Origin of the sequence: Pseudomonas kielensis (assembly GCF_030505375.1) — a bacterium.
Classification (GTDB): Bacteria; Pseudomonadota; Gammaproteobacteria; order Pseudomonadales; family Pseudomonadaceae; genus Aquipseudomonas; species Aquipseudomonas kielensis.
Map to the genome: position 1 here is coordinate 5,767,040 of NZ_CP130043.1, position 19,438 is coordinate 5,786,477.

Below are 19,438 nucleotides of genomic sequence, written 5' to 3' on the forward strand. Positions count from 1 at the left end.
TCAGACGCTGAGCGCGGCGCGCAATTGCGCTTCGAGCACAGCGGCGTCCAGCGCCTGGCCGATCAGCACCAGGCGCGTGGTGCGTGCTTCGTCCGCGCCCCACTGACGGTCGAAATGCTTGTCGAAACGCGTGCCCACGCCCTGGATCAGCAAGCGCATCGGCTTGTTCGGGATCGCGGCGAAACCCTTGACCCGCAGGATGCCGTGCTGGACCACCAGTTGGGTCAAGGCATCGAGCAGCAGGCTTTCGTCGGCTTGCGGCAGCTCGATGGAGATCGAATCGAAGGCGTCGTGATCATGGTCGTCATGGTCGTCGCCGTCGTGGTGATGGTCGTGATGGCTGTGACGGCTGTCGATGTGCTCTTCGGAACCGGCCCCCAGGCCAATCAGCACGTCGAGCGGCAAGCGCCCGCTGCTGGCTTCGATGATCTTGACCGCCGGCGGCAGCTCCTCGGCAACTTCCAGGCGGACCCGGGCCAGGTCTTCAGGGCTGATCAGGTCGGCCTTGTTGAGGATGACCAGGTCGGCGCTGGCCAGTTGGTCGGCGAACAGCTCATGCAGCGGCGATTCGTGGTCCAGGTTCGGATCGAGTTTGCGCTGGGCGTCGACCTGGTCCGGGAAGGCGGCGAAGGTGCCAGCGGCCACGGCCGGGCTGTCGACCACGGTGATCACGGCGTCGACCGTGCAGGCGCTGCGGATTTCCGGCCACTGGAAGGCCTGGACCAGCGGCTTGGGCAAGGCCAGGCCGGAGGTTTCGATGAGAATGTGGTCGAGGTCGCCGCGACGGGCCACCAGTTCACGCATCACCGGGAAGAACTCTTCCTGGACGGTGCAGCACAGGCAACCGTTGGCCAGTTCATAGACCCGGCCAGTGGCTTCTTCTTCGGTGCAACCGATGGTGCACTGCTTGAGGATGTCGCCGTCGATGCCCAGCTCGCCGAACTCGTTGACGATCACCGCAATGCGACGACCCTGGGCGTTGTCGAGCATGTGCCGCAGCAAGGTGGTTTTGCCCGAGCCGAGGAAGCCGGTAACGATGGTGACAGGGAGTTTGGCCAGTGTTTTCATCGGATGCCCTTTGGCAAGGTGGCGGGCATACGGGACGAGAAGCCGCAACGCGCTGGCGTGCGGAAAGCGTTCGCCACCGGATCACCCCGCCCGGTTGTAGTGAGAATCTGGTACGAGGCAGGTCTCCTGGCTGACGGTGGGCCGGTCTTTCGACTGGCGGCTCCTGCGCCTTCCCGCCGCTTGAGATCAAGCGTGCAGTGGCCTGGCAGAAACAGCACCGTTCACAGTTGCGGGGGCAGCCGCGGCATTGACCGCGTTCCCTTCTTAGCTTCGGCGCACGCGCCAAAGAACCTCGAACGCGCAAGGCTACGCATCGCATCGGGGCGGGTCAATGTCTAGTCGAGCCCATCGCGGGCAAGCCCGCTCCCACAGGAGTACTGGTGGGAGCGGGCTTGCCCGCGATGCAGGCGCATGGGCCCCAATTGAGAACCCATGCCAATTGACGCCCATCCCCCGGCCATGCTCTCCTACACACCTTGTTACGGGTGCCCTTCACAGGGTGAAACGGGAAACCGGTGAATCATGTGCTTTACTGCAAAGCCATGTCAGTCCGGTGCTGCCCCCGCAACGGTAAGCGAGCGAAGAGTCAGATCCACTGTGCCAGCTGTACGGCATGGGAAGGCGATTCTTGCAGGCGTGGCCATAGCCCGCCCCTCGTGAGCCCGGAGACCGGCCCGCAACACATAGCCAACAAACCCGCGGTGGGCGGGCGCTGTTCAAGTTTCTGCGTGCCCGGCTCGCGGAGGTTTGCATGCGCACGACTCACCCCTGACTGACCAGAGGCAAGCGCCATGTCGACCATCACCAGCACCCGCCACGCCACCGCCAGCACCACCACACTGGGCCAACGCCTCGTTGCCGCCATCGGCGCATCGATCCTGGGTGTGTGCCTGGTGTACTTCGCCGGGTTCTCCCATATCGAGGCCGTGCACAACGCCGCCCACGATACCCGCCACAGCGCCGCCTTCCCGTGCCACTGAGACCTGCCCAGATGATCAAGCGTATTGCACAAACCGCAGGTTTCAGTGGGCTGCTTGCCGCCCTGCTGCTGACGCTGCTGCAGAGTTTCTGGGTCTCCCCGTTGATTCTGCAGGCCGAGACTTACGAACAATCCGCACCTGCGGCGGTTGAGGTCCATGAACACGCCGCCGGTACCGCGGCCCACAGCCATGACGGCGAAGCCTGGGAACCGGAAGACGGCTGGCAGCGTGTGCTGTCGACCACGGGCGGCAACCTGGTGGTGGCCGTCGGCTTTGCCCTGATGCTGGCGGGCCTCTACACCCTGCGCGCGCCGACCCGCACGTCCCAGGGCCTGCTCTGGGGCCTGGCCGGTTATGCCACCTTCGTCCTGGCACCGACCCTCGGCCTGCCACCCGAGTTGCCGGGCACCGCCGCGGCCGACCTGGGCCAACGGCAAATGTGGTGGATCGGCACGGCAGCCTCGACCGCCGCCGGGATTGCCCTGATCGCGTTCGGCCGCAACTGGCTGCTCAAGCTGCTGGGCGTTGCCATCCTGGTGGTACCCCATGTGATCGGCGCCCCCCAACCGGCCGTGCATTCGATGCTGGCGCCGCAAGCGCTGGAAACGCAGTTCAAGATCGCGTCGCAACTGACCAACGTGGCTTTCTGGCTGGCCCTGGGCGTGCTCAGCGCCTGGTTGTTCCGCCGTAAAAGCGCGGGCCAGTTCCCGGCATGAGTGACCCCCGCGCAGCGCCGACCCTGGTGGTCGGCCTGGGCTGCCAGCGTGGCTGCCCGGCGAGCACGCTGCGCGCGTTACTCGATCAGGCCCTGCAAGCGCACCAGATCGAGCTGCACTCGATCAAGGCCCTGGCCAGCATCGACCTCAAGCGCGAGGAGCCTGGACTGCTCGAACTGGCCGCCCAACTGGCGCTGCCACTGATGTACTTCAGCAGCGAACAATTGGCCCAGTATCAAGCCCGCCTCAGCCACCAGTCGCAGATCGCCTTCGAACGCACCGGCTGTTATGGCGTGGCCGAAAGCGCTGCCCTGGCCCTGGCCGAACAGTTGGCCCAGGCCCCGGCAACCCTGCTGATTTCCCGGCAGAAATACGCCCAGGCCACCTTTGCATTGGCCTGCGCGCTGTAAAATCCCGATAATCCACCCCTTCGATCATGAGCAACGTTCATCTGAAGCCTTGCCTTGTCCTTTTTTTCACAGGAGCCGGCCATGACCGTCTACTTCATCGGCGCGGGTCCCGGTGACCCGGAACTGATCACCGTCAAGGGCCAACGGCTGATTCACAGCTGCCCGGTGATCATCTACGCCGGCTCATTGGTGCCTGAAGCCGTGCTCCAGGGCCACCGGGCGCACCAGGTGGTCAACAGTGCCGAACTGCACCTGGAACAGATCATCGAGTTGATCAGCCAGGCCCACGCCCGGGGCGAAGACGTGGCACGGGTGCATTCCGGCGATCCGAGTCTGTATGGGGCGATCGGCGAGCAGATCCGCCATCTGCGCGCGCTGGGCATCCCCTTCGACATCATCCCCGGCGTCACGGCCACGGCGGCCTGTGCGGCGTTGCTGGGGGTCGAACTGACCCTGCCGGACATCGCGCAAAGCGTGATCCTGACCCGCTACGCCGATAAAACCACGATGCCGGCCGGCGAGGAGTTCGCCAGCCTGGCCCGGCATGGCACGACCATGGCGATTCACCTGGGGGTCAACCACCTGGCGAAAATCGTCGCCGAACTGCTGCCCCACTACGGCGCCGACTGCCCGATTGCCGTGGTGCACAAGGCCAGTTGGCCGGATCAGGACTGGGTCCTGGGCACCCTCGACGACATCGTCGACAAGGTCCAGGCCAAAGGTTTTCGGCGCACGGCGCTGATCCTGGTGGGCCGGGTGCTGGCGGCGGACTCCTTCAGTGAGTCGTCACTGTACCGGGCCGGGCATGCGCACCTGTACCGGCCCTGAGGGCTCGGCAGCTGCTACAGGTTCCACAAGGACTGACCATAAAAAAACGGCGCTCACGGGCGCCGTTTTTTCATGTCGCAGCGAACACCTTATTAGTAGTAGGCGTTTTCTTTCTGCGTGTGGTCGGTCACGTCGCGCACGCCCTTGAGCTCAGGAACGCGCTCCAGCAGGGTGCGCTCGATGCCTTCGCGCAAGGTCACGTCCGCCTGGCCGCAGCCCTGGCAGCCGCCACCGAACTTCAACACGGCAATGCCGTCGTCCACGACGTCGATCAGGCTGACCTGACCGCCGTGGCTGGCCAGCCCTGGGTTGATTTCGGTTTGCAGGTAATAGTTGATGCGCTCGTTGATCGGGCTGTCGGCGTTGACCATTGGCACTTTGGCGTTCGGCGCCTTGATGGTCAGTTGCCCGCCCATGCGGTCGGTGGCGTAGTCGACCACGGCGTCGTCGAGGAAGGCCTCGCTGAACGAATCGATGTAGGCGGTGAAGCTTTTGAGCCCCAGCGCAGTGTCTTCAGGTTTTTCTTCGCCCGGCTTGCAGTAGGCAATGCAGGTTTCGGCGTACTGGGTGCCAGGCTGGGTGATAAAGACCCGAATGCCGATCCCCGGGGTGTTCTGCTTGGAGAGCAGATCAGCCAGATAATCGTGGGCGGCGTCGGTAATGGTAATGGCGGTCATGGAAATTCCTCGCAGGCTTGGGCGCAGTTTACGCCAATCATGGCGCCGGACAAAGTCCCAGTATTTTTGTCGGGATAAAGCCCTGTCGAAAACACCTGCCGTGGCGCCGGTTTGCGGGCGCCACGCCAGGTAGGGGTCAAAGGTTCTCGTAGCGGTTCATGTCCAGCACGCCCTCTTCCACCGGGTCGGTCTCATGGAGGTACTGGCTCAAATCGTGGAAGTACACCCAGAACTGCGGGTGACTGCGGCGAATGCCCCAGCGCCCGACGATTCGCTCGAAACGCTCGGCATCCTTGGCGTTCTCCATGTCTTCGACGAATTCCGGCACTTCGTCGGCCGGGATGTTGAACATGAAGTTCGGATAGCTGCTGAGCACCCCCGGGTACAGGGTCATGGTGTCCAGTCCAGGCTGATAGCGCAGCGACTCGCCGAGCATGAACGCCACGTTGCTGTGGGCGCGGTTGCGCACCAGGCTGTAGACCTCACGTTTGCCATTGGCGGTTTCGATGCGCAGCATGGTCGCTTCCGGCATCTGCTCGATCACCTTCAACCCTGCCGCCGGGCGTGACGTCAGGCGACTGAGGGCCTGCTCGGCATTCTGCAGGGCCGGATCGATGTTCGGCCGGGAGCAGTAGGCGCCACTGCAGCGGTTGATCGGGTCCGGCCGGGCATTGAGGTCGCCATAGCGAGCCAGCAACTGCTGGACGAAGTCGCGCTTGGGGTCGTTGGGCGCCAGCTTGAGCGCGGTCGGCGTGTCGTTGTCGATGCTGGCGTAATCCATCCACATCTTGAACTTGCCGCCGTTCTGATACCAGTCGTCGAGATAACCGTCGCGGGCGTCGGCGGGCATCAAGCGCAGGAAGTTCTGTTCGGCGCCATTTCTGATCAGGTCGAAATACAGCCGCGTCTGGGCCTGGTGCGACACGTTGCCGAACACGTCGAAGTTCACCGCCAACTGGTAATAGGTGCGCTCCAGCAACGGGAAGTCGAACAGCCACACCGTCTGCGGGACGTCACCGATCAGGCCCTTGGTCACCGAGGCACTGTCGAAGTGGCGAAAGATGCTCAGCAAGGCGTTGTCGTTACCCGCCCACAAGGACGACCAACTCGGTGCCGGAGCATCGGCGTAGGCGTCCTGGCGCAGGGTTTCGTACTCATTGCGCTTGTCGCGATAGGCGTGCCACAGGCTCAGCACACTGCCGACGTCGTCGTTCTGCCCGGGCATCGCCAGCAACGGCGTGGCCTGGCCGCGGTAATTCGGGTCGACGATGTACAGGTCGTGTTCCGGCGCCTGGAACAAGGCCCAGAAGTGGTCGCGGATCACGTCGGTGGCGATCTGTCCGCGGCACACCGGCCCACGGATGAAGGTGCGCACGAAGTATTCGGCGTTATCGAGCATGAATTGATAGCGCGCCTGGGCAGGAATCGCCTGGAAAGTCTGGAACGGGTTGGCCCGGCGCTCCGGACCGTAGCCGGGCAAGGCGTCGACCTGCCAGTTGCCGCTGTAGAACAGGCTCTTGATCCGGGCCATTTTCGCCGGGCTCAAGGGATAGGTGATGTGGGTCTTGTGCACGATCACCCCTTGCACCGGCCACAGGCGGTAGTACACCTGGGTTCCCGGGTCATCGTTGGGCCGCCGGCTGTTGATCAGGTCGATGGGCTGGCCGGTGGGCGTGCGCGAACGCACCCACTGGAAGAAGTGGCCCTGCTCGCCCTCCTTGAAATACAGGTGGGCCAGGAACAGGTGCTCATACAGCCAGCGCGCCACCAGGCTTTCCCGGGCGCCGGGGGCGTTGAGCAGGTTTTCCCACTGCACGATCTGCAGCGCTTCCCGGGCGCTGGGCGCCAGGCCCTGTTCGTCGATGGGTGCCCCGGACGCCAGCCAGCGCTGTAGGGTCTGGTACTGCGCCGTGGTCAGTCCGGTCACCGCCAGCGGCATGCCCTCCTTGGGGTGCTGCTGAGCATAGGCGTCGAACTCCCCCGGTTGCGGACACATGTTGGCCCGGTTCAGGCCCAGGACGATCTCTTCCGGCAGCTTGGCGTTGGGTTGCAACGGGGTTTGATGGCCCAGTTCGAGCATGCGCGCCATCAGCGCGGCCTGGCTGCCCTGGGCGTCGAGTACCGAATAGAAGCCTTTTTGCTGCCAGGCACGCTTGCCGAGGGCGTCATAAAACAGCCGCGTCGGCGCTTCGGCCTGACTGCGTTGACCGTCGTAGACCGGGGATTTGTTCGCCCCGCGAGAAGCACCCTCGCCGCTGCCCAGGTTGAGCTGGCAGGGGGAGTCATAACAGGCGTGGCAGGCCACGCACTTTTCGGTGAAGATCGGTTGAATATCGCGGGTATAGGAAATCGCCGGCGCCGGTCCCTGGGCGGTGGCGGCGCTGCTGATGAGCAGCGCAAAAAGGCTGATGAAAACGCGATACGACATGTCCCTGGTCCCGATCATGAAAAAACGTCGCGATTCTACCGGTCCGGCCCTGGCTTCAACATGAGCGATATTCATGCAAAACCTCCTCATGCCCCAATAGCGCACAGGTTTGTTATGATTCCGGCCCTTCGTAATCGCCTGACCAGGTAGTCCCCATGTCCGATCGCAGTGCTCGCCTCCACGTTCTCAAGCAAGCCCTCAAAGAACGTATCCTGATTCTCGATGGCGGCATGGGCACGATGATCCAGAGCTACAAGCTCGAGGAACAGGATTACCGCGGTAAACGCTTCGCCGACTGGCCAAGCGACGTCAAGGGCAACAACGACCTGCTGGTCCTGACTCGCCCGGATGTGATCGGCTCGATCGAGAAGGCCTACCTGGATGCCGGCGCCGACATTCTGGAAACCAACACCTTCAACGCCACCCAGGTGTCCCTGGCCGACTACGGCATGCAGGGCCTGGCCTACGAACTGAACGTAGAAGGTGCACGCCTGGCACGCAAGGTGGCCGACGCCAAAACCCTGGAAACCCCGGACAAGCCGCGCTTCGTCGCGGGTGTGATCGGGCCGACCAGCCGCACCTGCTCGCTGTCGCCGGACGTCAACAACCCGGGCTACCGCAACGTGACCTTCGACGAACTGGTGGAGAACTACACCGAGGCCGCCAAGGGCCTGATCGAGGGCGGTGCCGACCTGATCCTGATCGAGACCATTTTCGACACCCTCAACGCCAAGGCCGCGATTTTCGCCGTGCAGGGCGTGTTCGAGGAGCTGGGTTTCGAACTGCCGATCATGATTTCCGGGACCATCACCGATGCCTCCGGTCGTACCCTGTCGGGCCAGACCACCGAAGCCTTCTGGAACTCGATTGCCCACGCCAGGCCGATTTCCGTCGGCCTGAACTGCGCCCTGGGTGCCAGTGAACTGCGTCCCTACCTCGAAGAGCTGTCGAACAAGGCCAATACCCACGTTTCGGCCCACCCCAACGCCGGCCTGCCCAACGAGTTCGGCGAGTACGACGAACTGCCGGAGGAAACCGCCCGGGTCATCGAAGAATTCGCCCAGAGCGGCTTCCTCAATATTGTCGGTGGCTGCTGCGGCACCACGCCGGGGCACATCGAGGCCATCGCCAAGGCCGTTGCCGGCTATGCCCCACGGCAGATTCCGGAGATTGCCAAGGCGTGCCGGCTGTCAGGCCTGGAACCGTTCACCATCGATCGCAACTCGCTGTTCGTCAACGTCGGCGAGCGGACCAACATCACCGGTTCCGCCAAGTTCGCCCGCCTGATTCGCGAAGACAACTACACCGAAGCCCTCGAAGTCGCCCTGCAGCAGGTGGAAGCCGGCGCCCAGGTGATCGACATCAACATGGACGAGGGCATGCTCGATTCGAAGAAGGCCATGGTCACCTTCCTCAATCTGATTGCCGGCGAGCCGGACATCTCCCGCGTGCCGATCATGATCGACTCCTCGAAGTGGGAAGTGATCGAAGCCGGCCTCAAGTGCATCCAGGGCAAGGGCATCGTCAACTCCATCAGCATGAAGGAAGGCGTCGAGCAGTTCATCCACCACGCCAAACTGTGCAAGCGCTACGGCGCCGCCGTGGTGGTAATGGCCTTTGACGAAGCGGGCCAGGCCGACACCGAGGCGCGCAAGAAAGAAATCTGCAAACGCTCCTACGACATCCTGGTCAACGAAGTGGACTTCCCGCCGGAAGACATCATCTTCGACCCGAACATCTTTGCCGTCGCCACTGGCATCGAGGAGCACAACAACTACGCGGTCGACTTCATCAACGCCTGCGCCTACATCCGTGACGAACTGCCCTACGCCCTGACGTCGGGCGGGGTGTCCAACGTGTCGTTCTCGTTCCGTGGCAACAACCCGGTGCGTGAGGCGATCCACTCAGTGTTCCTGCTCTACGCAATCCGCAACGGCCTGACCATGGGCATCGTCAACGCCGGCCAACTGGAGATCTACGACCAGATCCCGAGCGAGCTGCGCGATGCCGTGGAAGACGTGGTGCTCAACCGCACCCCCAACGGCACCGACGCCCTCCTCGCCATCGCCGACAAGTACAAGGGCGATGGCAGCGTCAAGGAAGCCGAGACCGAAGAATGGCGCAACTGGGCCGTGAACAAGCGCCTGGAGCACGCACTGGTCAAGGGCATCACCACCCACATCGTCGAAGACACCGAAGAGTCGCGCCAATCCTTCGCCCGGCCGATCGAGGTCATCGAAGGCCCGCTGATGTCCGGCATGAACATCGTCGGCGACCTGTTTGGCGCCGGCAAAATGTTCCTGCCCCAGGTGGTGAAATCCGCCCGGGTCATGAAGCAGGCCGTGGCCCACCTGATCCCGTTCATCGAACTGGAAAAAGGCGACAAACCGGAGGCCAAGGGCAAGATCCTCATGGCCACCGTGAAAGGCGACGTGCACGACATCGGCAAGAACATCGTTGGCGTGGTCCTGGGGTGCAACGGCTATGACATCGTCGACCTCGGCGTGATGGTCCCGGCGGAGAAAATCCTGCAGGTGGCCAAGGAGCAGAAGTGCGACATCATCGGCCTGTCCGGCCTGATCACCCCGTCGCTGGACGAGATGGTCCACGTCGCCCGCGAGATGCAGCGCCAGGACTTCCACCTGCCGCTGATGATCGGTGGCGCGACCACCTCCAAGGCCCACACGGCGGTGAAGATCGAACCCAAGTACAGCAACGACGCGGTGGTCTATGTCACCGATGCCTCCCGTGCGGTGGGCGTGGCCACGCAGTTGCTGTCCAAGGAATTGAAGGCCGGTTTCGTCGCCAAAACCCGCGAGGAATACATCGAGGTCCGCGAGCGTACTGCCAACCGTAGCGCCCGCACCGAGCGCCTGAGCTACCCGGCGGCGATTGCCAAGAAGCCGCAGTTCGACTGGAGCAGCTACGAGCCCGTGAAACCGACCTTCACGGGTGCCAAGGTCCTGGACAACATTGACCTGAAGGTTTTGGCCGAGTACATCGACTGGACGCCGTTCTTCATCTCCTGGGACCTGGCCGGCAAGTTCCCGCGCATCCTGCAGGATGAAGTGGTGGGTGAAGCCGCCACCGCGCTGTATGCCGACGCCCAGGAAATGCTCGCCAAACTGATCGACGAAAAGCTGATCAGTGCCCGCGCGGTGTTCGGCTTCTGGCCGGCCAATCAGGTGCACGATGACGACCTGGAAGTCTACGGCGACGACGGCAAGCCGATTGCCCGTCTACACCACCTGCGCCAGCAGATCATCAAGACCGATGGCAAGCCGAACTTCTCCCTGGCCGACTTCGTTGCGCCCAAGGACAGCGGCGTCACCGACTACGTCGGCGGCTTCATCACCACCGCCGGGATCGGCGCCGAGGAAGTGGCCAAGGCCTACCAGGACGCGGGCGACGACTACAACTCGATCATGGTCAAGGCCCTGGCCGACCGCCTGGCCGAGGCCTGCGCCGAGTGGCTGCACCAACAGGTGCGCAAGGAACACTGGGGTTACGCCAAGGACGAAGTGCTGGACAACGAAGCGCTGATCAAGGAGCAGTACAGCGGCATCCGCCCGGCCCCCGGCTACCCGGCCTGCCCGGATCACACCGAGAAGTCGACCCTGTTCAAGCTGCTCGACCCGCAAGCCTCGGAACTCAAGGCTGGCCGCAGCGGTGTGTTCCTCACCGAGCACTATGCGATGTTCCCGGCGGCAGCGGTCAGCGGCTGGTACTTCGCCCACCCGCAGGCGCAGTACTTCGCCGTTGGCAAGATCGACAAGGATCAGGTGCAGAGCTACACCGCCCGCAAAGGCCAGGAATTGAGCGTGAGTGAGCGTTGGCTGGCACCGAACCTGGGGTATGACAACTGAGGCCTGAATGGGCGCGGATCGAACTTAATCGACGCCGCGCCCTCTACAGTTCAAGTTTCCCCACAGCGTGAACACACGGAAGACCCCCATCATGCGATTGACCCTGTCTACCCTTGCTCTAGGCATTCTGATCACCCAAGGCGCCATGGCGGCTGGAGATGGCACTGCAGCCGTCGGCGGCGGGCTGGGGGGTGCGCTGGGTAATGTCCTCGGCCAACAGATCGGCGGCAGCACTGGCGCGGCGATCGGCGCGGGTGTTGGCGGTGCTGCGGGTGGCGCCATCGCCGCCCCCAAAGGCAACAAGAATGAAGCCGCGATTGGCGGCGGTCTGGGCGCAGCCGGGGGTTCGGTGATCGGCAACCAACTGGGCGGCTCCACCGGCTCGACCATCGGCGCCGGCCTGGGCGGTGCCGCGGGCGGCGCAGTCGGCAACAACCTGGCCGATGACGACGATCATCACAGCTCCGGCGGCAACAGCCATAAGCACAAAAACAAGAACAAGCACAAAAACAAACACGACTGATTGTCAGCCTTGTGGGAGCCGCCCAACGGCAGCTCCCACAGCGGCGCATCAACCCTCACCCGCGCTTCACCCGTCCCCGGGCATGGATCAAGCCATGCATCGCCCAGCCCCACCACCCCCCCCCCAGAACACCCCCTATCGCCCCGAGCCAGGCCAGGGTGCTGATAACGGTAGCCGGCAGGCCTGCGGCGGAATCAGCCTGGCCCACCGCTCGAAGCAGGTAGCTTCAGATACGGCTGGGTGACACGATGATCTTGACGTTGTGCTCCTTGTTATTGACCAGTTCCTCGAAGCCCTGGCCGACGATCTGCTCCAGCTGGATGCGCCCGGTCACCAGCGGCGTGATGTCCAGGCGGCCGTCGGCGATGAAGGCGATCACGTCGGCGAATTCACCGTTGTAGGCCAGCGCGCCAAGCACCTGCTTCTCGGTGGCCACCAGCTCGAAAAAGTTGAACTCGCTGGGCTCCTCGAAGATGCCCACCAACACACACTTGCCCGCCTTGCGGATCAGGTCGATGGCCAGCTTGGCCGTGTGCTTGTTGCCGATGCATTCGAAGCTGACATCGGCCCCCAGGCCCCCGGTCAGGCGCCGGACCTCGGCCAGGGCATCACACTCCTTGGGGTCCAGCACATGACTGGCGCCCACCTCCAGCGCCTTGGCCTTGCGTGCGCCGGACATTTCCAGGGCGATCACCTGTGCCGCGCCGGCGGCCTTGGCGCACATGATGGTGCACAAGCCAATGGTCCCGGCACCGACCACCACCACGTTCTGCCCCAGCAGGCTGCCGGCCTTTTTCACCGCGTGCATGCCCACCGCCAGGGGCTCGATCAGCGCCCCGGCTTCGGCGGGAAAATTGGCCGGCAGTTTGTACAGCAGATTGGCCGGCACGTTGACCAGCTCGGCAAAGGCACCGTTGTTCATCAGGCCGGTGAAGGCCAGGTTCTCGCAGATGTTGTACAGCCCGTGGGTGCAGTAATAACAGGTGCCGCAGTGCTGGCAGGCGTCGGCGGCCACTGGCTCGCCGACGCTGAAGCCCTGGACCCCGGCGCCGATTTCGACGATCTCGCCACAGAACTCGTGACCGAGGATGCACTGGCCCTTGATCCCGGTCAGCGGGTGCGGTGCGTCCACCGGAATGAACACCGGCCCGGCCACATACTCATGCAGGTCGGAACCACAGATACCGCACCACTGGACACGGATCTGCACCCAACCGGCGGGGGGTGCCACGGGCAGCGGTACGTCTTCGACCCGGATATCGTGGCGGCCATGCCAGACGGCGGCGCGCATGCTGCGGGGCGGGGTATTGATCAGGCTCATGTTGAAATCTCCTTGAAAACAAAGGCCGCCGGTGACCGTCGCCGGTCACCGGGAGCGCGTTCAGTGGCTCTGCACGAAGTCCAGGAGCAGGCGGTTGACCTGCTCCGCCGCCTCCATCTGCACCATGTGCGCCTGGCCCGGCAGGATCTCGACCTGGGCTGCCAGGCCTTGGCTATGGGCCGCCGGGATGATCGCGTCGTCGCTGCCCCAGATCACCAGCACCGGGTGCCGGGCGTCCTGCACCACGGCGCGCAGGTCGACCTGCTGCCGGCCCGCGGGAAACAGCGTCGCCGCCAGTTGCCGCAGGGCATCGTCGACCCCTTCCAGGCGCTTGTACTTGAGCATGTCTTCGAGCATCTGCCGGTTGACCAGCTCGGCGTTGGAGAACAGCTGCACCAGCGGCGCCTTGAGGGCATTGCGGTTGCCCGCGTCGATGAAGCCCTGCAGGTAGTCGCCGTTGATCTCCGGGCCCAGGCCGGCGCTGCCGATCAGGCTCAGGGAACGCACCCGCTGGGGCGCCAGGCGCGCCGTATTCAAGGACACCGCGCCGCCCATGGAATGCCCCGCCAGGTGCGCCTGGGCAATATCCAGGTGATCCAGCAGGGCCAGCAGCACGCCGCTCAACTCATCCAGATCACCACGTTGCAGTGGCTTGCTCGACTCGCCATGGCCGGGCAGGTCCAGGGCGATCACCCGGCGCTCCGCCGCCAGGACCGGGTGGTTGAACAGCCAGTTGTTCAGGTCGCCGCCAAAGCCGTGCACCAGCACCAGCGGGATGCCGCCTGCGCCGCGCTCGAAGTAGCGGATCACCCGGCCATCGAGCTCGACCTTCTGCGGTTTAGGCCCCAGGTCTTCCTCGGCGCCGGCACCTGGCACGAACGCCGCCTGGAACTGCTCGACCACGGCGTCGATCTCGGCTTCGCTGGCGTCGCCCTCGACCACGATGCCGAGCAAGGCCCCGACGGCCAGGGTTTCGTCCTGCCGGGCGATCTGGCGGCGCAGCACGCCGCAGAACGGCGCTTCGACGCTGCTGGAGATCTTGTCAGTCTCCACGTCCAGCACTTCGTCGCCCTTGTTGATGACTTGCCCCGGCTCCTTGAGCCAGGCATCCACCCGGCCTTCGGTCATCGACAGGCCCCACTTGGGCATGGTCAGGGTATGGATCTGGCTCATGAACGCTTGCTCCACTCGATCAGCTTGAGCACGGCGTTCTCGATCTTCGCCGCGTCAGGGATGTAGAGGTCTTCCAGGGCATCGGAGAACGGCACCGGGGTGTGCGGCGCGGTGACCATTTCAATCGGTGCCTTGAGTGCGCCAAAGGCCTTCTGCGCCACCAGCGCCGAGATATCGGTGGCCATCGAGCAGCGCGGGTTGGCTTCGTCGATCACTACCAGGCGCCCGGTCTTCTCAACGCTTTCAAGGATGCTGTCTTCGTCCAGCGGGCTGGTGGTGCGCAGGTCGATCACCTCGCAGTCGATACCCCGCCCAGCCAGGCTGCGGGCCGCGTCCATCGCGGTGTTGACGGTGCGTCCGTAGGACACCAGGGTCACGTCCTTGCCCTCGCGCAGAAAGTTGGCCTCGCCAAACGCGATGGTGTAGAGCTCTTCCGGCACGTCGCCCTGCATGCTGTAGAGCAATTTGTGCTCGCAGAAAATCACCGGGTCGTTGTCGCGGATCGCCTGGATCAGCAAGCCCTTGGCGTCGTAGGGGGACGAGGGGCAGACCACTTTCAGGCCCGGGATGTGGGTCCACAGGGAGGTGAGCATTTGCGAGTGCTGGGCAGCGGCGCGCAGCCCGGCGCCGACCATGGTGCGAATCACCAGCGGCGTGGCGGCCTTGCCACCGAACATGTAGCGAAACTTGGCGGCCTGGTTGAGGATCTGGTCCAGGCAGCAACCGGCGAAGTCGACGAACATCAATTCGCACACCGGGCGCACGCCACAGGTCGCCGCCCCCACCGCCGCGCCGACGTACCCCAACTCCGATAACGGGGTGTCGAGCACCCGCCCGGGAAACTGGTGATAGAGGCCCTTGGTCACACCCAGCACGCCGCCCCAGGCATCGTTTTCACCGGGGGCGCCGGCACCGCCGGCGACGTCTTCACCCATGATGAACACGCTGGGATCGCGGCGCATTTCCTGGGCCAGGGCTTCGTTGATTGCCTGCTGATAACTGATTTTTCTCGCCATGATGAAGGTCTCGATTCTTGTTATAGGGGGCGTTCAGGGATAGGAGACGTAGACGTCGGTGAGCAGGTCGGCCGCGCTCGGCTTGGGGTCGGACTTGGCCTTGCGCACGGCGTTCTCGATCAACGACTCGACCTCCTGGTCGATACGGTCCATTTGGCTGGCCTCCAGCAGACCGGCGCGGGTGGTGCGCTCGCGAAACTGCATCAGGCAGTCGTTGTGCTCACGGAAATGCTTGACCTCGTCCGGGGCCCGATAGGTCTGGGCATCGCCTTCGAAGTGACCGTAGTAGCGGGTCAGCTTGACCTCGATCAGCGACGGCCCCTCCCCGGCCCGGGCCCGCTCTACGGCGGCACCGGCGGCTTCGTGAACGGCAAAAAAGTCAAAGCCATCCACCGTGACCCCGGGCATGCCGAAACCGGCGGCGCGGTCGGCGATGTGGTCGCAGGCCACCGACCAGTTGGAGGCCGTGGCCTCGGCGTAGCCGTTGTTCTCGGCAATGAACAGGCACGGCAGGTTCCACACCGAAGCCATGTTCATTGCTTCGAACACCGCCCCTTCGTTGGAGCCGCCGTCGCCGAAGAACACCACCGCAACGCTGTCGGTGCCCTTGAGCCTGGCGGCCAGGGCCGCGCCGACCACCAGCGGTGCGCCTGCCCCGACAATACCGTTGGCCCCGAGCATGCCCTTCTCGAAGTCGGCGATGTGCATGGAGCCGCCCTTGCCCTGGCAGACCCCGGTTTTCTTGCCGTAGATCTCGGCCATCATCCCGTACACATCTACGCCCTTGGCGATGCAGTGGCCGTGGCCACGGTGGTTGGAGGCAATGCAATCGTCATCGCCCAGATGGGCCATGACCCCGGCGGCCGACGCTTCCTCGCCAGCGTAAAGGTGGACAAAACCGGGAATCTCGCCAGTGGCGAACTCCACGTGCAGGCGCTCTTCAAAGGCGCGGATGGTGCGCATCACCTGGTAGGCATGCAGCAATTTTTCAGCAGTCAGCGGTGTCGACATTTTTATTCTCCAGGAGTGTCTTGGGACTGAAGGTTCACGGGGTGTTGCGGATGATCGCGACCGATGGCCAGCAGGCGCTCTTGCGCGACATAGGCCAGGGCCGCCTGCACATCGATGCTCAGCGGGCCGCCGGCATCGAGGGTGACGGTGGGTCGGTCGTGGACGTTGAATTCGATCTCGCGCTCGCCGTCCAGGGCCAGGGTCCCGCTGGTCAGCGCCAGGCCATGGGCGACGCCGGGTTCCAGACTGCCGGCCGCCAGCACGCCGCAACCTTGCAGCAGCCCGGGCGCCAGCGGCACCAGCAGGGCCTCGGGGGATTGGCCATCCAGGCGCATCCAGGCCCCGCCCGGCGCCTGCCGCGACACTGGCAACCACAGCCCGCAGAGGGCCGACAGGCCGATCGATTGCGGCTCGGCGAACGTCACGAAAACTTGCGCCAGGTCCGCGGCACGGCTGATGGCCCGGGCACCGACGAAGGGCAACGAGGACACCGCGACATCCACCAGGGCGATCTCGCACAGGCCACGGCTCGGCTCGCGCACCACCAGCCGCTTGTTGCGGCGCAGGGCGATGGCCGCGGGAATCCGTCCGCTGGCATACAAGCCACCGGCCAGGCCGGCGCTGGTGGCTTCGCGCAGTTCCGGGAAAGCGTTGTTGGTGCCGGTGGACAGGGTCAGCATCGGGATGTCGCCGATCTCGCCGGCGACCGCCTTGTGGGTGCCGTCGCCACCGAGCACGGCGATCAGGCTCACGCCGCGCTCGGCCATCAGGCGCGCGGCCTGGCGGGTGTCGGCGACGCTCTGGCGCAAGGTGATGTCGAGAAATTCCAGGGCCGGCCAGTGGCTCTCACGCGCTTGACGGCTGTGGCTGTTCTTCTGGACGGCGGCGGCGATGCCGATCATGTCAGTGGGCAGCAGCACCCGCTCAACGCCGGTGGCCCCAAAGGCGGCGAGCAGACGCTGGATCACCGACACCTTGTCAGTGCTGGAAAACAGCCCGGCGTTGGCCGTCAAGCGGCGCACGTCGCGACCGGACGCCGGGTTGGCGATGATCCCCACGGTCAGCGGCGGGCGGCTCATGGAGCGCTCCGGGACAGCTCAGGCGGCAAGCCGCAATGGCAGGACATAAGGCACCTCGAATTATTGTTGTCAGGCTTGCCAGGGCTAGAGCAAGGCCGGTGCCAGTTCTCCAATAACCGCCGCAAAAGCCCGTTGCAGAGCCGTTGCGCCATTCGATTCGCAGCGTCGGACCCGGCCCGGTTGAGACGTCGGATGTCAGGTTGCACGGGCCGGCGCCGAGACCGTGAGACGTCGCGTCTCACGCACGGCCGTGCGCCCCCTGGCGCTTGTCTGCGGGCATCGATCGGCGCTTAATGGCCGCACAACGACAAGAAGCTGGAACCGGAGGCCTCAATGCTTTCCGTACACTCGAAGGCGCACGTGGATTGCGTCAGCCGGGTCTTGAAGAACGCTGCCCATTTGCCGCAGTTGCCTGTGCCCGACCTGATCCTCGACTCCTGGCGCCGCTCCATGGAGCAACACCATCTGGACCCCGGCTCGCTGCAGGGGCCACGGATCCTCTCGCACAACGTGCTGCAGGAGTGCCGCGAGCGCTCAGAGCTGTTCTTGCGCATCGCCAGCGAAGAAGTCGCCCGCCTCCACGGCCGCGTGCGGGATGCCGACTACTGCGTGCTGCTCACCGATGCCCAGGGTCAGACCATCGACTACCGGGTCGAAAGCACGATCCGCAACGATTGCCAGAAGGCCGGCCTGTACCTGGGCACCTGCTGGTCGGAAGGCGAAGAAGGCACCTGCGGCGTCGCCGCGGTACTCACCGCCCGCACCCCGGTGACGGTGCACAAACGCGACCACTTTCGGGCGGCCTTTATCGGCCTCACCTGCTCTGCGGCACCGGTCTTCGACCCTCAGGGTGAATTGCTCGGGGTGCTCGATGTCTCGGCCGTGCGCTCGCCGGACGAGCGTCGTTCCCAGCACCTGATCCGGCAGATGGTGGTGCAGAGCGCACGGGAAATCGAACAGGCGTTCTTCATGAACAGCGTCCAGGGCTATTGGGTGCTGCGCGCGCACCGCAGCCCGGGGTACGTCGACAGCCAGCCCGATTACCTGCTGGCCTGGGACGACGACGGCCGCCTGCAAGCGCTCAACCCGGCGGCGCGCCAGTGGCTGCTGCACAGCTTCGGCCGGCTGCCGGAACACGTCGGCCAGGTGTTCGATCAAGCCCTGCTGCAGGCCGCCCGCGACGAATCGCTGTGTCTGCTGCACCACCACGCAGGCACCCAGGCTTTGCACGGGCGCCTGAGCGCGCCCCGGCGCAGCAACCACAGCCGCCAGCGCCTGGTGTTGAGCCCGGCCGAACTGGACCCGCGCCTGGCCGAGAGCCTGCGCCTGGCGGTACGGGTCAAGGACCGCAACCTGCCGGTGCTGATCCAGGGCGAAACCGGCTCGGGCAAGGAAGTCTTCGCCCGCCAATTGCACCAGGCCAGCCAACGCCGGGAGCAGCCCTTCGTCGCGATCAACTGTGCGGCCATCCCGGAAAGCCTGATCGAGAGTGAGCTGTTCGGTTACGTCGCCGGAGCCTTTACCGGGGCCTCGCACAAGGGCATGCCCGGCCTGCTGCAACAGGCCGACGGCGGTACGCTGTTTCTCGACGAGATCGGCGACATGCCGCTGGCTCTGCAGACCCGCCTGCTGCGGGTGCTGGCCGAGGGTGAAGTGGCCCCCCTGGGCGCTTCACGGCGCAAGGCAGTGGACCTGCAGGTGATCTGCGCCAGCCACCGCGACCTGGAAAGCCTGGTGGCCGCCGGCGAATTCCGCGAGGACCTGTACTTTCGCCTGGGGGGTGCGCGCTTCCAGTTGCCACCGCTGCGCGAACGCAGTGACCGCCTGGCCTTGATCAACCGGATCCTCGCTGAAGAGTCGAGCCACTGCGATACCACGCTGCAACTGGGCAGCGCCGCCCTGGAGTGCCTGCTCGGCTACCGCTGGCCAGGCAATGTCCGGCAGTTGCGCCACGTGCTGCGTTACGCCTGCGCGGTGTGCGAAGGGCCGTTGATCCAGCCCGGCCATTTGCCCGAACCCCTGCACAGCCAGGGCCTGCCCGGCCCGGCGCCCGAGGATCCCCGGGAACTGGAGGCCAGCCCGCAACGCCAGGCCCTGATCGACGCCCTGATCCGTCACCGCTGGAAACCCAGCGCCACGGCCCAGGCCCTCGGCATCTCCCGGGCAACCCTGTACCGCCGGGTGCACCAGCATGGCATTGAGATGCCGGGGAGAAGCCCAGCCTGAATCTCACCTACACCACAGCTGCTACGGACGGGCAATCTCCCACGGTCAGGCCACCATCTGGTCATATCTGGAAACACCCGGCCATTTGCCAATATCCCTCTCCTCTGTTTGCATCC

The 19,438-nt window shown here is 64.7% G+C and carries 15 protein-coding genes and 2 riboswitches; of the genes, 7 read left to right on the plus strand and 8 right to left on the minus strand.

All coding sequences use genetic code 11. From position 1 onward, the window contains the following. Nucleotides 1-1,068 (minus strand): cobalamin biosynthesis protein CobW, encoded by a 1,068-nt coding sequence (gene cobW / locus Q1W70_RS26700; protein ID WP_182344296.1) that lies wholly within the window; start codon nucleotides 1,066-1,068, stop codon nucleotides 1-3. A gap of 99 nt (nucleotides 1,069-1,167) precedes the next feature. Further along, a riboswitch (cobalamin riboswitch) is annotated at nucleotides 1,168-1,378 on the minus strand. 156 nt (nucleotides 1,379-1,534) lie between these two features. Further along, a riboswitch (cobalamin riboswitch) is annotated at nucleotides 1,535-1,760 on the plus strand. 99 nt (nucleotides 1,761-1,859) lie between these two features. On the opposite strand from cobW, the gene Q1W70_RS26705 reads away from it, so the two are divergent. The 4 genes from Q1W70_RS26705 (at nucleotide 1,860) to cobM (ending at nucleotide 4,002) form a co-directional block, all read left to right on the plus strand. Continuing rightward, a complete protein-coding gene (locus tag Q1W70_RS26705) occupies nucleotides 1,860-2,048 on the plus strand; it encodes a CbtB domain-containing protein (protein ID WP_095170170.1) in 189 nt (62 codons plus the stop codon). A gap of 11 nt (nucleotides 2,049-2,059) precedes the next feature. Further along, nucleotides 2,060-2,764, plus strand: a complete 705-nt coding sequence (locus Q1W70_RS26710) for a CbtA family protein (protein WP_166593033.1) — start codon at nucleotides 2,060-2,062, stop codon at nucleotides 2,762-2,764. Beyond that, nucleotides 2,761-3,174: a cobalamin biosynthesis protein gene (locus Q1W70_RS26715; RefSeq protein ID WP_166593032.1), complete on the plus strand. Its 414-nt coding sequence runs from the start codon at nucleotides 2,761-2,763 to the stop codon at nucleotides 3,172-3,174. Before Q1W70_RS26710 ends, Q1W70_RS26715 begins: the two co-directional genes overlap by 4 nt. 81 nt (nucleotides 3,175-3,255) lie before the next feature. Next, the gene (cobM, locus tag Q1W70_RS26720) at nucleotides 3,256-4,002 is read left to right on the plus strand and encodes a precorrin-4 C(11)-methyltransferase (protein ID WP_185819073.1); all 747 of its coding nucleotides are present in this window, start codon (nucleotides 3,256-3,258) and stop codon (nucleotides 4,000-4,002) included. A gap of 92 nt (nucleotides 4,003-4,094) precedes the next feature. Here cobM and nfuA read toward each other — a convergent pair whose 3' ends face one another. Together nfuA and Q1W70_RS26730 are read right to left on the minus strand one after the other, a co-directional pair. Further along, nucleotides 4,095-4,679 (minus strand): Fe-S biogenesis protein NfuA, encoded by a 585-nt coding sequence (nfuA, locus tag Q1W70_RS26725; protein ID WP_045057579.1) that lies wholly within the window; start codon nucleotides 4,677-4,679, stop codon nucleotides 4,095-4,097. 136 nt (nucleotides 4,680-4,815) lie between these two features. Then, nucleotides 4,816-7,107 carry a fatty acid cis/trans isomerase gene (locus Q1W70_RS26730; protein ID WP_185819072.1) on the minus strand — a complete coding sequence of 764 codons (2,292 nt, stop codon included), beginning with the start codon at nucleotides 7,105-7,107 and terminating at the stop codon, nucleotides 4,816-4,818. Nucleotides 7,108-7,262: 155 nt separating this feature from the next. Here Q1W70_RS26730 and metH point away from each other — a divergent pair, with 155 nt between their 5' ends. Together metH and Q1W70_RS26740 are read left to right on the plus strand one after the other, a co-directional pair. Continuing rightward, nucleotides 7,263-10,973 carry a methionine synthase gene (metH, locus tag Q1W70_RS26735; RefSeq protein ID WP_166593029.1) on the plus strand — a complete coding sequence of 1,237 codons (3,711 nt, stop codon included), beginning with the start codon at nucleotides 7,263-7,265 and terminating at the stop codon, nucleotides 10,971-10,973. 91 nt (nucleotides 10,974-11,064) lie between these two features. Next, on the plus strand, nucleotides 11,065-11,496 hold the full coding sequence (locus tag Q1W70_RS26740; protein ID WP_166593028.1) for a glycine zipper domain-containing protein: 432 nt from the start codon (nucleotides 11,065-11,067) through the stop codon (nucleotides 11,494-11,496). A 226-nt stretch (nucleotides 11,497-11,722) separates the two neighbouring features. On the opposite strand, the gene Q1W70_RS26745 is transcribed toward Q1W70_RS26740, so the two are convergent. From Q1W70_RS26745 to Q1W70_RS26765, 5 genes are all read right to left on the minus strand, one after another. Next, nucleotides 11,723-12,787, minus strand: coding sequence for a 2,3-butanediol dehydrogenase (locus tag Q1W70_RS26745; RefSeq protein WP_232534628.1), 1,065 nt, complete (start codon nucleotides 12,785-12,787; stop codon nucleotides 11,723-11,725). Nucleotides 12,788-12,877: 90 nt separating this feature from the next. Then, entirely contained in the window at nucleotides 12,878-13,990 is a 1,113-nt protein-coding gene (locus Q1W70_RS26750; RefSeq protein ID WP_166592810.1) for an acetoin dehydrogenase dihydrolipoyllysine-residue acetyltransferase subunit, read from the minus strand. Next, a complete protein-coding gene (locus Q1W70_RS26755; RefSeq protein ID WP_166592809.1) occupies nucleotides 13,987-15,006 on the minus strand; it encodes an alpha-ketoacid dehydrogenase subunit beta in 1,020 nt (339 codons plus the stop codon). The genes Q1W70_RS26750 and Q1W70_RS26755 overlap by 4 nt, the downstream gene beginning before the upstream one ends. Nucleotides 15,007-15,039: 33 nt before the next feature. Further along, nucleotides 15,040-16,017: a thiamine pyrophosphate-dependent dehydrogenase E1 component subunit alpha gene (locus Q1W70_RS26760; RefSeq protein WP_185819070.1), complete on the minus strand. Its 978-nt coding sequence runs from the start codon at nucleotides 16,015-16,017 to the stop codon at nucleotides 15,040-15,042. Between the two features lie 2 nt (nucleotides 16,018-16,019). Further along, a complete protein-coding gene (locus Q1W70_RS26765) occupies nucleotides 16,020-17,096 on the minus strand; it encodes an ATP-NAD kinase family protein (RefSeq protein ID WP_166592808.1) in 1,077 nt (358 codons plus the stop codon). A 333-nt stretch (nucleotides 17,097-17,429) separates the two neighbouring features. Here Q1W70_RS26765 and Q1W70_RS26770 point away from each other — a divergent pair, with 333 nt between their 5' ends. Next, nucleotides 17,430-19,322 (plus strand): sigma-54-dependent Fis family transcriptional regulator, encoded by a 1,893-nt coding sequence (locus tag Q1W70_RS26770; RefSeq protein WP_182344288.1) that lies wholly within the window; start codon nucleotides 17,430-17,432, stop codon nucleotides 19,320-19,322. Nucleotides 19,323-19,438: the final 116 nt, after the last annotated feature.

Coding starts and splice junctions, on each gene's coding strand:
- cobW (WP_182344296.1), bottom strand. CDS start 1,068: ATGAAAACACTGGCCAAACTCCCTGTCACCATCGTTACCGGCTTCCTC.
- Q1W70_RS26705 (WP_095170170.1), top strand. CDS start 1,860: ATGTCGACCATCACCAGCACCCGCCACGCCACCGCCAGCACCACCACA.
- Q1W70_RS26710 (WP_166593033.1), top strand. CDS start 2,060: ATGATCAAGCGTATTGCACAAACCGCAGGTTTCAGTGGGCTGCTTGCC.
- Q1W70_RS26715 (WP_166593032.1), top strand. CDS start 2,761: ATGAGTGACCCCCGCGCAGCGCCGACCCTGGTGGTCGGCCTGGGCTGC.
- cobM (WP_185819073.1), top strand. CDS start 3,256: ATGACCGTCTACTTCATCGGCGCGGGTCCCGGTGACCCGGAACTGATC.
- nfuA (WP_045057579.1), bottom strand. CDS start 4,679: ATGACCGCCATTACCATTACCGACGCCGCCCACGATTATCTGGCTGAT.
- Q1W70_RS26730 (WP_185819072.1), bottom strand. CDS start 7,107: ATGTCGTATCGCGTTTTCATCAGCCTTTTTGCGCTGCTCATCAGCAGC.
- metH (WP_166593029.1), top strand. CDS start 7,263: ATGTCCGATCGCAGTGCTCGCCTCCACGTTCTCAAGCAAGCCCTCAAA.
- Q1W70_RS26740 (WP_166593028.1), top strand. CDS start 11,065: ATGCGATTGACCCTGTCTACCCTTGCTCTAGGCATTCTGATCACCCAA.
- Q1W70_RS26745 (WP_232534628.1), bottom strand. CDS start 12,787: ATGCGCGCCGCCGTCTGGCATGGCCGCCACGATATCCGGGTCGAAGAC.
- Q1W70_RS26750 (WP_166592810.1), bottom strand. CDS start 13,990: ATGAGCCAGATCCATACCCTGACCATGCCCAAGTGGGGCCTGTCGATG.
- Q1W70_RS26755 (WP_166592809.1), bottom strand. CDS start 15,006: ATGGCGAGAAAAATCAGTTATCAGCAGGCAATCAACGAAGCCCTGGCC.
- Q1W70_RS26760 (WP_185819070.1), bottom strand. CDS start 16,017: ATGTCGACACCGCTGACTGCTGAAAAATTGCTGCATGCCTACCAGGTG.
- Q1W70_RS26765 (WP_166592808.1), bottom strand. CDS start 17,096: ATGAGCCGCCCGCCGCTGACCGTGGGGATCATCGCCAACCCGGCGTCC.
- Q1W70_RS26770 (WP_182344288.1), top strand. CDS start 17,430: ATGCTTTCCGTACACTCGAAGGCGCACGTGGATTGCGTCAGCCGGGTC.